Origin of the sequence: Spirulina sp. CS-785/01 (assembly GCF_028330525.1) — a bacterium.
Lineage (GTDB): Bacteria > Cyanobacteriota > Cyanobacteriia > Cyanobacteriales > Spirulinaceae > JAQMSD01.
In genome coordinates this window covers 1-10,374 of record NZ_JAQMSD010000097.1, presented here as the reverse complement: position 1 = coordinate 10,374, position 10,374 = coordinate 1, and the positions used below count along the sequence as shown (strand labels likewise).

11 protein-coding genes and 1 pseudogene are annotated in these 10,374 nt (G+C 47.9%); 2 read left to right on the top strand and 10 right to left on the bottom strand.

The features are described from left to right. Nucleotides 1–93 precede the first annotated feature (93 nt). Nucleotides 94–327, top strand: a pseudogene (locus PN462_RS23410) (RRXRR domain-containing protein); the annotation flags it as partial. A gap of 321 nt (nucleotides 328–648) precedes the next feature. Here PN462_RS23410 and PN462_RS05585 read toward each other — a convergent pair. The 9 genes from PN462_RS05585 to bchD form a co-directional block, all read right to left on the bottom strand. Continuing rightward, nucleotides 649–1,455, bottom strand: a complete 807-nt coding sequence (locus PN462_RS05585) for a HEAT repeat domain-containing protein (protein ID WP_272127031.1) — start codon at nucleotides 1,453–1,455, stop codon at nucleotides 649–651. A 22-nt stretch (nucleotides 1,456–1,477) separates the two neighbouring features. Further along, entirely contained in the window at nucleotides 1,478–1,735 is a 258-nt protein-coding gene (locus tag PN462_RS05580; RefSeq protein ID WP_272127030.1) for a phycobilisome linker polypeptide, read from the bottom strand. A 233-nt stretch (nucleotides 1,736–1,968) separates the two neighbouring features. Then, nucleotides 1,969–2,826: a phycobilisome linker polypeptide gene (locus PN462_RS05575; RefSeq protein ID WP_272127029.1), complete on the bottom strand. Its 858-nt coding sequence runs from the start codon at nucleotides 2,824–2,826 to the stop codon at nucleotides 1,969–1,971. A 123-nt stretch (nucleotides 2,827–2,949) separates the two neighbouring features. Next, nucleotides 2,950–3,438, bottom strand: a complete 489-nt coding sequence (gene cpcA / locus PN462_RS05570; protein WP_272127028.1) for a phycocyanin subunit alpha — start codon at nucleotides 3,436–3,438, stop codon at nucleotides 2,950–2,952. Nucleotides 3,439–3,526: 88 nt separating this feature from the next. Next, on the bottom strand, nucleotides 3,527–4,045 hold the full coding sequence (locus PN462_RS05565) for a phycocyanin subunit beta (RefSeq protein WP_272127027.1): 519 nt from the start codon (nucleotides 4,043–4,045) through the stop codon (nucleotides 3,527–3,529). A gap of 449 nt (nucleotides 4,046–4,494) precedes the next feature. Next, nucleotides 4,495–5,034: a phycobiliprotein lyase gene (locus PN462_RS05560; protein WP_272127026.1), complete on the bottom strand. Its 540-nt coding sequence runs from the start codon at nucleotides 5,032–5,034 to the stop codon at nucleotides 4,495–4,497. A gap of 246 nt (nucleotides 5,035–5,280) precedes the next feature. Then, on the bottom strand, nucleotides 5,281–5,397 hold the full coding sequence (locus PN462_RS05555) for a photosystem I reaction center subunit VIII (RefSeq protein ID WP_272127025.1): 117 nt from the start codon (nucleotides 5,395–5,397) through the stop codon (nucleotides 5,281–5,283). 42 nt (nucleotides 5,398–5,439) lie between these two features. After that, a complete protein-coding gene (locus PN462_RS05550; protein ID WP_272127024.1) occupies nucleotides 5,440–5,925 on the bottom strand; it encodes a photosystem I reaction center protein subunit XI in 486 nt (161 codons plus the stop codon). A gap of 246 nt (nucleotides 5,926–6,171) precedes the next feature. Then, nucleotides 6,172–8,154: a magnesium chelatase ATPase subunit D gene (gene bchD, locus PN462_RS05545; RefSeq protein ID WP_272127023.1), complete on the bottom strand. Its 1,983-nt coding sequence runs from the start codon at nucleotides 8,152–8,154 to the stop codon at nucleotides 6,172–6,174. Nucleotides 8,155–8,598: 444 nt separating this feature from the next. Here bchD and PN462_RS05540 point away from each other — a divergent pair, with 444 nt between their 5' ends. After that, nucleotides 8,599–9,537, top strand: a complete 939-nt coding sequence (locus PN462_RS05540; RefSeq protein ID WP_272127022.1) for an XDD3 family exosortase-dependent surface protein — start codon at nucleotides 8,599–8,601, stop codon at nucleotides 9,535–9,537. A 105-nt stretch (nucleotides 9,538–9,642) separates the two neighbouring features. Here the strand turns inward: PN462_RS05540 and PN462_RS05535 are convergent, their stop codons facing one another. Next, nucleotides 9,643–10,254: a hypothetical protein gene (locus PN462_RS05535; protein WP_272127021.1), complete on the bottom strand. Its 612-nt coding sequence runs from the start codon at nucleotides 10,252–10,254 to the stop codon at nucleotides 9,643–9,645. Nucleotides 10,255–10,374: the final 120 nt, after the last annotated feature.

Here is a 10,374-nt window from a genome sequence, read left to right as displayed (position 1 = left end):
AGGGGGTGGAATCTCGCCCAACTGGGTTAGTCCAGGACACAGCGTTAACCGTGGCGTAAGAGACGTAAACCTGATTCGGAGGGATTATCTCCTATGAACCGAATTCCCGTAGTTTCCAAAGACGGGCAACCACTGATGCCAACTAAGCCCAGTCGAACCCGTAAATGGGTAGAGTCAGCTCGTGCAGTTGGCAAGTGGAGCGATTTGGGCGTGTACTACCTTCAGTTGCTAGAAGAACCATCAGGAACTGAAACCCAGCCTGTTGTGGTTGGGCTAGACCCTGGCAAATCTTACTCAGGGGTTGGTGTGCAGAGCAGTAAATGCACAGACACGACCTCTCAAGAGAGGGAGAAGCACCCTGTAAATCCTGTGGAGTCGGTTAATACACGGTCGGTTAATACACGGTCGGTTAATACACGTCGGAGTCCGGGTCAAAGTTTCACTCAAAGCCCCATAGCGGAAACGACTTGGGGGTGTCTCTGGGCAAAAGTTCCCAGAACGGGCGCGAGAATACCGCCTGTCGGGAGGGATAAACCCTTCTAATCAAGACACCGCCACCTCGCGTAGCAGGTGGAGGAGTATTCATAACCTTCTGCCTTCTGCCTTCTGCCCTCTGCCTTAAAAAACCCTCTGCCTTCTAAACCCTATTCACAGTAAATCATCCATTAACTGCATCACTTGAATACTATCTGAGGAGAGGGTTAAGGGGTCTTGTTGTTGGCGGAGATGGTCTTCTAATATGCCTTTGAGGGAAATTAATTTTAAACTATTTTCGGCTAGGGTTTTGGCAATGGCCGGGGCCCCTGGCAAATACCCGACTGCGCCTAAATCAATTAACGCAGAACGGCGTAAGGGCAATTTCTCGGCTTGTAACCCCTGCACTAAACGTTCTCCATACTGAGACTCTTGGGTTAATTGATACAAGGCTCTCGCTGCCGCAAACTGGACTTTCTGTACAGGATGTTCTAAAAACGGCTCAATGTGGGAAATTTCTGCTTTTGTCCCCAATCGCCCCAAGGCTTCTAATATGGCTTCGTAGGGTTGCACTAAATGGGGTTTACCGGGGACGGGTACGGCGGCTTCTACTCCGCCTGCGAGTAATTGTACCAAGGCTGGAACGCAACTGGACTCGCCCAACTGTTCTAAGGACTGAGCCGCCGCTTCTCGAACATAATAGTCGGTGGAGTCTAGACAGCGCACCAACGCTGGTACAACACGAGGTTCATTTAATTTGCCTAATGCTCTGGCTGCATTACGACGGAGGGGATATCCCCCGTCGGGTGAGCGGTCTAATTCGTCTTCGAGGGCTAGGAGTAAGAGATCGATGGCTTCCGGGGTACTCATACGAAATTTGCCGAGCCACCAGGCGGCATAGTACCGCAATCCGGTGTCTTGGGTTTGTCGCAAGTTGATCAGGGCTTGCTCTAGGGTTAATCCTGCCCCGGTTAGTTCCATCTGGCTCTCCTAGTCCTCTGTTTTAGACTTCTTTCTTGGGGGTGGCGGTGGAGTCGCTTTCTTCAACGGGTTCAATTTTGACGATTTTTCCGCCTAAGCGGGTAATCCGCTTATATTCATCACTCATGCGGTTATACGGCACGGTGATGACGGTGGCCCCACTCTGGCGAATGGGATATTTACGCATATTGGTTTGTGGGTTTTGGCGCAGTCCTTCTACTTCCATCCGGAACATCCGGCTGCTGGATTCGCTGACACCAATGGTTGTTTGACCGTACATTGTCTGATCGCTCCTCTGCGTTAACTGAATTTATCTCACAGTTTACGAAAATTTGGTTTAGGTGGGTGAAGTTTTCACTTTAACCCGTTTTCACCTCAACAAATTGTTTATCATGTCCTATGATGGCAGGAGGTTGATGACCTACCATCACAAAACATGACACTTCCCTAGGGTGCGATTACGGATGAAGTTCTCTGATTGCCTTAGAACTCCACCTGCGATCGCGCTTTTTTTTAGGCGGGGCGAACGCTCAACACTTTTCCGCCAGACCGCAAGATTTGTTGCAGTCGTTGGGAGAGTTGATCGTAGGGAACGAGGTAAGCCGTTTTACTCCGAGGAATCACGGGACGGACTTGACGGCCAATTAAGCCTGTCACTTCTACCCGATACATCCGCGCACTTTGATTGCCAATACCACCAAAGGAGCTTTGAGGCACTTGATAGGCTTCTCCTTCTCCAGTGGGGGCAGCAATGGACGATGCGACGTTGGTGGCGAGTTGCCGATTTAAACGCGCTTTTTCTCCACCGACTTGACCGCGATCGTTATTGGCATAACCGCGATAGAGGTTGAACATCCGGGTAAACCCGACGGTTCTAGACCCCATTTCTACGGAAAATCCGGTGAAGTAAGGCACAATATTGTCCCCAAATTTGCGAGCGTATTCTTCGCTCTCAAAATAAGAGTCAATATCTGCATCTAATCCTTGATCTTCACAAAGGTTTGTGTGATATGATAGTTCTTCTTGGTCGTAAGGAGGCCGCCCCAAGAAGTGTTTAAAGTTCAACTCAACAAAACGTTGATTATTATTGGAGAAGGCAAACTTCTCTTTGTATAAATCGGATTTTGCTAAGGCCCGCACGAAATCCCGAACGGAAATATTGCCTTGACGGAGTAAGGACTCAGCCGAGACTAAACGCTCTGACTGCATGATGTAGTCGTTGCCAAAGATTTGGCGATAGGCAGCCCGGATGACATCTTGGATGTCTTCTTCTGTCCAGTTGGGACGAAGTTCAACTTTTGTCCCATCAAAGGGATCTAAACCCAGTTGACGAGCGGCTGCCAAGTTAGAAGCTGTTAAGGTTGCTGGCATAAAACACCTCTCTGTTTATCCGCGTTTCTAAAAATGGGTAAAAACATTGCCCGGAAAAATCGGCAACTGCTAGCAGTGCAGCCAACACTCGCTCATTCTTCCGGGCAATTTAATAATGAAGGACTAGCTTAATGCGTTGATTGCGTAGTCGAGGTAGGTGTTAGCTTCGTTAGCCGCTTGACCGCCTAATCCGTGGTTAGCTTTGATGTACTTGAGAGCTTCAACGTACCAGCTAGGAGACAGTTCAAAGGTGCTGTTGATTTCATCTAACCCGGCGATGAGGTACTCATCCATGGGGCCAGTTCCACCAGAAACTAAGCAGTAAGTCACCATGCGGAGGTAGTGACCGATGTCACGAGCGCATTTGTCTTTACCGCGTTGGTCGTAAGCGTAGTTGGGCCCTTGCATTTGGGTGGTGTAAGGGAACTTCTGATACACCGCGTTGGCCGCACCGTTGATCAGGTCGTTGGACTTGTTGGTTAAAGCACGAGCCGCTTCCATGCTGGCTTGAGCGCGGTCTAAACGACCATTCACAAATTGCAGTTCGGTGTTGCTCACGAAACGCCCTTGAGCGTCAGCAGCCGAGATAGCTTCAGTGATTGGGGTCTTCATTGTTGTAGAAATCTCCTAATAACTTTCGATTGTCTATGTTTTGATTAAGCAAGCTCAATTCGCTTGGATTGCCCTAGGGTTTAATGAATTAGGCAACCGCAGCAGCAGCCCGGTCGAAGTAGCCAGCAACTTCGGACATGATTTGGCTGCAATCTCCTTGGGTGATGCCGTTGGGATCGTTAGCGATCGCCACTGCTGCATCTTTCATTTTTTGAACGCCAGCAGCAACGGAAGCTCCCGGAACACCCAGAGCTTGATAAGTTTCACGCAGACCATTGAGGCAACGATCTTCGAGGACGCTAGCGTCACCGGCTAAGGTGGCGTAGGTCACATAGCGCAGGATGATTTCCATATCGCGTAAGCAAGCAGCCATGCGACGGTTGGTGTAAGCGTTTCCGCCGGGTTGAACCAATTGAGGCTGTTCAGCAAACAAAGCGCGAGCCGCATCGGTGACAATTTTGGAAGCATTGCTGGTGATCCGGTTCACGGTATCCATCCGCTTGTTGCCATCTGCTACCATGGCTTGCAGAGCATCTAATTGTTCGTTGCTCAAGAATTCACCGCGAGAATCTGCTTGAGAAACAACTCTTGTAAATGCGTCAAACATTGAGTCAATCTCCTAATCTTATGTCTGTATTTGAATGATGGACTAGAATTGCTGTTCAGCTTTCTAGCTGCTTATTGCTTTGGGTAGGATAACAGATAGTGTTCACTCTCACTGGATTACCTGATTGAGATTCTCAAGTTTTGTATAGATTTCTTGAGTAATTATGCTTACTGCCTGAGAAATCTGAGAAAACAAAAGCTCTTTATGAGAATCCACAGTTTAGGCTCATACCAGAGTGACGTGAATCACTCATTCACTGTTTAACCCTTCCGGTTATCTTTATACACTGCCATTGGGGGTTTTTAAAGTTACAAATTATTAAGTTTTTGACGTTCAATTCACTCTCACCTGATCTGAGAGTTCTTTACTTTCCGTAATATTTAGATAAGAATCCCCACATTGCTTAACTTTCAGCAATCTGGGGAACTGCAACATTTGCGTAAAATTTTTTAACAGAGTCTTTTTTCCAGATATTGACCGATCATTTGTTCTTCTCCGGCTCGAGCAATGATGGTTTGGCGCGTGCGGTAATGCTGGCCGATGAGCTTCAACTCCTCCTCAAAGGACGATCCCTTGTATTCGGTGTAGAGGTGCATGGTTTTCGGGTCAAGAAAACGATATTGGGCGGTTACGGGTTGACGGGTGGCAAATCCGCGATCGCGGTATAACCTCTCCCCCAACACCCCAAACACCGTCGCTCCCTGCACAGGTTTCCGCTTTTGGTTCATATAATTACTTTCCCACGTCACCCGCGCCCCACAAAGCAAAGCATCCTTCTCCTGAAACTGGTGACGCTCTGCCACATCAATCAACTCTGGACTCCCTTGCTCTAAAAAACGCACCGTGAGCCAACTTTCCACCTCCTGAATCTCCCCCGTCGCTAGAGTGTAGTAACGTCGCTGAGAAAGCCACTCTCCTGCCGACTCCCGAAAAAAATTCGCGGCTAAGACTTGGGGGGACTGCTGGCTAGTTTGGGTTAAAAACTGCATAAATTAATCAACCTAAGTTAGGATCGTCAATACATAATGCAGTTCCCTTGTAAAGAAAAAAGCATTATTTGTTACATTTTTTTACATTTTAACAAAAAATACTAGGTTGATCCTCCCCATCCTCCCCATCCTCCCCATCTTCCCCATCTCCTCTAAGCAATACGCGAAGCAGCCCGCCCACCTACGCACACAGCGCAGGTTAGCGGACTGCTTTTAAATTCATCCCAACGGGAGTCAACCTAGAAACTAGGCATCACTCTCGATGTGCAGAAACAATAATCCCATAACCACCGCAGGCATCAGCCAACAAACAACAGGGATTAAAATCCAAGGCAAGTAAGCAGCAGCGTATTCACCAGTCATAATTTACAATCTCCTTATTTCAACACAATGCAGTTTACAGTCTTAGTTAATAGTCCCTCGAAGGATACTATCCACGACATTAAAGTTTTCTAACAGGAAGTAAGCAACAAAGGCCGCTCCCATGGCACCAACAAAGAAACCAGAAGTATATTGACTCCACCCCTGAGAGGTTTGCAGAGGATCTTCACTGTCAGCACCCGACTCTCCTTGGAAGGTAGCGATGCCGTAGGCAGCTAAACAAGCTGTTGCCAAAAGAATCAAAGTAATTCCAGAAATTAAGCCACCCAAGTTAGCATATTCAGAATCCCGCAGAGGCCCAAGTAAAACCCAGGGGCCAATCAGGAAATAGCCGTGAGCCATTCCCACTTCTAATCCTCGCAGCAGGGGAGATAAGCCTTCCCGATAAGCGGGAAGATTACCAATAAAGGCTTTAGTTAAACCCGAGTCGGAAATGGGGGTAGAGAGATGACCCGTAAAGGGGTCGTCGTTGTAAGGCGTAACCATTTCCATATCTCTTGCATCGGGCATAGAGTGCTTCCTCCTTTGTGTAAATGAAACGACTTGCAGTTAAAGATGTCTTATTTTAGGCAGTTAACGGCAATTTCTTTACAAAATTGATAAAAACTGTTTAAAAAAGTTCATGTTTTGTTATTTGTTCTTGGTTGTTGATTTTTGGTTAGTGGTTGTGGGTTATTGAAAATCCCCCCTCATTTCCATAAGGGGGGATCAGTGGTATATCTGATTAAATGGGCGTTGTAGCGAAACGACAACCGCTTATAAATCCGCGATCGCGCTTTGAGCCACAGAAGCGATCGCCTGATCCGTCGCCTTGGGCAACTGGTAATAATTACCGCCCGCTTGTTGCGCCAACTCCTTACCAAAGCCCGTTGACACAAACTTACGCTCCGTATCAATCACCAACAACTTAAACCCCGTCGCCCGAATGCGGCCAGCGATGTCGAGTAACTCGCTTTTAATATCCGGCTTCTCATCATCGGGAATGGTTTCACCCAGCGATCGCGCCAAAGGAATATTGCCCCGGCCATCCGTAATCGCCACAATCACCACCTGGCCAACATCCCCCGACATCTTAGCATTCATCCCCACATGAACCGCCTGAGACAACCCATGGGACAACGGCGAACCACCGCCACAAGGCATTTTTTCCAACCGTCCCTTCGCCATCGAAATCGAACGAGTCGGCGGTAACAACACCTCCGCCTGTTCCCCGCGAAACGGAATCAACGCCACCTGATCCCGATTCTCATACGCCTCCGTCAACAAACGCATCACCGCCCCCTTAGCCGACTGCATCCGATTTAACGCCATTGATCCCGACGCATCCACCACAAAAACAATCAACGCCCCAGCCTTCCGAGCCAAACGTTTCGCCCGTAAATCCCCCTGTTCAACAATCACACGACGATGAGGCTGCCGTTGACGACGAGCTTTTTGGTAGGGGGCAGCCGATCGCAACGTCGCATCCACCGCAATCCGTCGCACCTTCCCACGGGGTAACATAGGCTTCACATAACGGCCCCGATCCTCGGAGAAAATCATACTCCGGGCCCCAGATTTCCCCTGACGGTTCGCCATCTGAGCAAAATACAACAAACTAGGGTCAAGAATCACCCCCTCAGAATCAAACACAAATTCTTCAGGAATTTCTGGGCTTTCCTCTTGTTCAGGCTCTTCATTTTGCTCCTCCTCCGGATCATCCTCCTCCTGTTCTTGGTCCGGGTCCTCATCCTCATCCTGATCTTGTTGTTGTTGCGGGGGAGGGGGCGGTGGAGGTTCTTCTTCAGGAGGCGTATTAACCACAGTTGACCGGGGAACAATCACCAATTCCACCGCCCGACGGAGATCATCCGGGTTCACCTCATCTCGGCCATCCAATGCGGCAGCCGCTTTCGCCACTCGCACCGCAAACAATTCCGCCCGATGGCCTTGCACTCCCCCTCGAATCGCTTCTTCCACCAAATATTGAACTTGTTCAGAACTGAGTTGGACTTCCTTAATATATTCCCGTGCCAAGAGAATATCCGTCTTTAACCCCTCAATATCCTCATCGTACTGTTCAATAAAGGCAGTGGGGGAATTGGCATAGTTTAAGGCTTGATCTACTGCCGTCACCCGTTGATCAAGGGCTAACACCCCATCTGCCGAGAGAGTAATGGCAATGCGGTCTAAAAGATGTTCTCGCAATGACCCTTCTTCGGGGTTATAGGTGGCGATAAGCAGGGGTTGACAGGGGTGTTCAACGCTGATGCCTTCCCGTTCAATACGGTTATTGCCTTCCGTTAAAACCGTGAGGAGTTGGTTGGCAATTTGGTCATCGAGGAGATTAATTTCATCAATATAAATAATACCGCGATGGGCTTGGGCCAGTAGTCCGGGTTGAAAGACTGGGTGGCCTTGTTGGACGGATTTTTCTACATCCACTGACCCCAAGAGTCGGTCTTCGGTGACTCCCAGGGGAATTTGAATGAACGGGGCCGGGATAATTTCCGTTTCTTCATTATCCGGGTCTGTGGGGGCTTCGTTACAGTAAGACCCTTTACGGACTTCAATGGGGGGGAGAAGACTGTGGAGGGCGCGGGCCATGACGGATTTAGCTGTACCACGACGGCCTGCGATCGCAACTCCCCCCAATTGTGGATCAACTGCTGTTAACAGTAAGGCCAGTTTAATGGCTTCCTGCCCCACTACAGCAGTGAGGGGAAAGGAGGGAGGAATAGAAGGGGTTAAAGTTGCCATAAATAGCGGTTTGGTCAGTTGCAACAAACGACTTGGACTTTCTATTGTTGTACAAAATTGGGGCTTGTGCCATGTCTGACAGGAAAATTTCCCCCAGTCGCGCCCCTTTTTCACCGACCCACCCTGGAGATATTCTGGAAAAACAGTCAACTATTAAAGATTTTGATTGATATTACTTACGTAATTATACGATGTTGCTTTTAATGTACGTATTAATGCGTACAGGAGTCTTAATTGTTCGTAATGGTGAGCTATTTATTCTTTGTACACAGAAAATTGCAACGAAAATGAACAAGTTTCATCTATTTAGCCATCTTTATCGAATCTTTACAGAAAACGCCGGAAACTTTACCGAGACTTCACGTAACACAACAAGATGAATGGTAGATTAAAAATAGGAGCAGTAAACCCCCAAAATATTGTATTAATAGGAGTAATCCCATTATGAGTAAGTTTAACTTAACCGCCTTATTGAGTGGTGTGGCAGTAGTCGTGGGTGCATTAAGTGGCGCAACCCCAGCCCAAGCTGGAGAACTGTACAACGACTGGAACTACGGCATTGACCGCTTTAATGATGGGTCTGGTGGTAGTTTATATAACTACAAAGGTTTAGCGTTCACAGAAACTGAAGATAACTTTATCTTCGCGTTAAGCGGTGGCTTAAACTATAACGAAGTCAGCGACACCAACTTAACCCACGGGGATTTATTTTTAAATTTCTCAGGCGGAGATTTTGACACAGCCAACGGCACAGACAGTCTCTTAGCGGTTAAATTTGCCCCCAATGATACTAACTTAGAGGCCGGCTTATATAAAGACGTAACAGCAGGCGATCTCAACCAATTTGCAGATATTGATCATGCGGGTGAGAGTTACAGTAGTCTGGATCATTACTATGATTTTGGTTGGGGTCGTGATGGCGGTAACGTTAATAAAGTTACCAACACCTTTGGGACTGACCTCGCCACTCGTCAAGAAACCTATGATTACTTCTACAGTGATGAAGTAGCAGCAAACCCCACCCGAAACAACACCACCCTGATGAACGCCATTAAATCGGGGACGAAAGTGGGTGATGTGTCGATGTTAGACAAAGCCACCTTAAATGGTCAATACGGTTTAGACTTTGGTCATTTTAACGCTGTTGGCTCTGATGTTTTCGGCATTTCCCTTGATAAATCCATGTTAGAAGGAGTCCTCCCCGGTGGTATTACCGAGTTTATGGCTCATACTATTCTTGAATGCGGTAACGATGGGGTTGCCTTAGCCGGAGCAATGGATATTCCTGAAGAAGAACAAGATGTTCCCGAACCCACTGCATTATTAGGGTTAGGGTCATTAGGTCTCTTGTTAGTGAAAGGCCGCAAACAGCAAAACGCTTAGAACAAAAGTAGCGAGGAACCACATCAGGGATATATCTACGCCAACTCTGTAGCCTAAGCATCGTAAGGGACGCAAGTTATTTGTGTCCCTTAATTTGTATCTAAATCATATATCTAAATCAATTACTTCCCCTTCAAAAAAATCAGCAAATTTTTTGGCCACCTGTTGCACCTCATCCTCTGTCTGTTCTTCTGTTGAGAGAGTTTCCCCGTTTTCTGGGACAGGTTTAGGGGTTACAGTCTCCTCAACGGGAGGGGTTGCTTTATTTTCTGTAACTTTGTGATGTCCATTGGTTGCAGTTTGAGGGGGTGGAGTGGGTTTTGGGGGGGGTGGGGGAGAAGCAGGTTGTTTGGCAACGGGTGGGGGTTCGGTTCGTTGAGACTGGGGAGGACGAGAGCCATTTTTCGGGGAAGATGGAGTGGGTTTAGGACTCGGAGACTTTTTTTTTCCGGGGTCAACCTGTAATTTGACTTTAATTGTCTGATGCCAAATTTTTTCAAAGGCCGCTTCAATATCCTTGACTTTCCCCTCAGCGAGTGAAAGTAGTCCTTTTGAAGGCACACCAATATAAGCAATTCCATCATCTACATCAAAGTCAACCAGAGTACAATGTCGTTCGACTAAGAAACGGGTGAACGGGGGGTTAATGGCCTCTAATACCTGTTGCCAACTGGCTTGGACTCTGCGCTGTAAGAGGTCTTCTCCGGACTGTGACACAGCAGGTTGAGAGGGTTTGGGTTGGGCTGGAGGTGGGGTTTGCTTGGGTTGTTCTTGTTGTGGGGGAGGGGTGGGTTTTGGGGGGGTTGAGTGGGTTTAGGTTGTGCTGGAGGTTGTTGT

Excerpts from the sequence above, each read along its gene's own strand:
- PN462_RS05585 (WP_272127031.1), bottom strand. The coding sequence starts at position 1,455 with ATGGAACTAACCGGGGCAGGATTAACCCTAGAGCAAGCCCTGATCAAC.
- PN462_RS05580 (WP_272127030.1), bottom strand. The coding sequence starts at position 1,735 with ATGTACGGTCAAACAACCATTGGTGTCAGCGAATCCAGCAGCCGGATG.
- PN462_RS05575 (WP_272127029.1), bottom strand. The coding sequence starts at position 2,826 with ATGCCAGCAACCTTAACAGCTTCTAACTTGGCAGCCGCTCGTCAACTG.
- cpcA (WP_272127028.1), bottom strand. The coding sequence starts at position 3,438 with ATGAAGACCCCAATCACTGAAGCTATCTCGGCTGCTGACGCTCAAGGG.
- PN462_RS05565 (WP_272127027.1), bottom strand. The coding sequence starts at position 4,045 with ATGTTTGACGCATTTACAAGAGTTGTTTCTCAAGCAGATTCTCGCGGT.
- PN462_RS05560 (WP_272127026.1), bottom strand. The coding sequence starts at position 5,034 with ATGCAGTTTTTAACCCAAACTAGCCAGCAGTCCCCCCAAGTCTTAGCC.
- PN462_RS05555 (WP_272127025.1), bottom strand. The coding sequence starts at position 5,397 with ATGACTGGTGAATACGCTGCTGCTTACTTGCCTTGGATTTTAATCCCT.
- PN462_RS05550 (WP_272127024.1), bottom strand. The coding sequence starts at position 5,925 with ATGCCCGATGCAAGAGATATGGAAATGGTTACGCCTTACAACGACGAC.
- bchD (WP_272127023.1), bottom strand. The coding sequence starts at position 8,154 with ATGGCAACTTTAACCCCTTCTATTCCTCCCTCCTTTCCCCTCACTGCT.
- PN462_RS05540 (WP_272127022.1), top strand. The coding sequence starts at position 8,599 with ATGAGTAAGTTTAACTTAACCGCCTTATTGAGTGGTGTGGCAGTAGTC.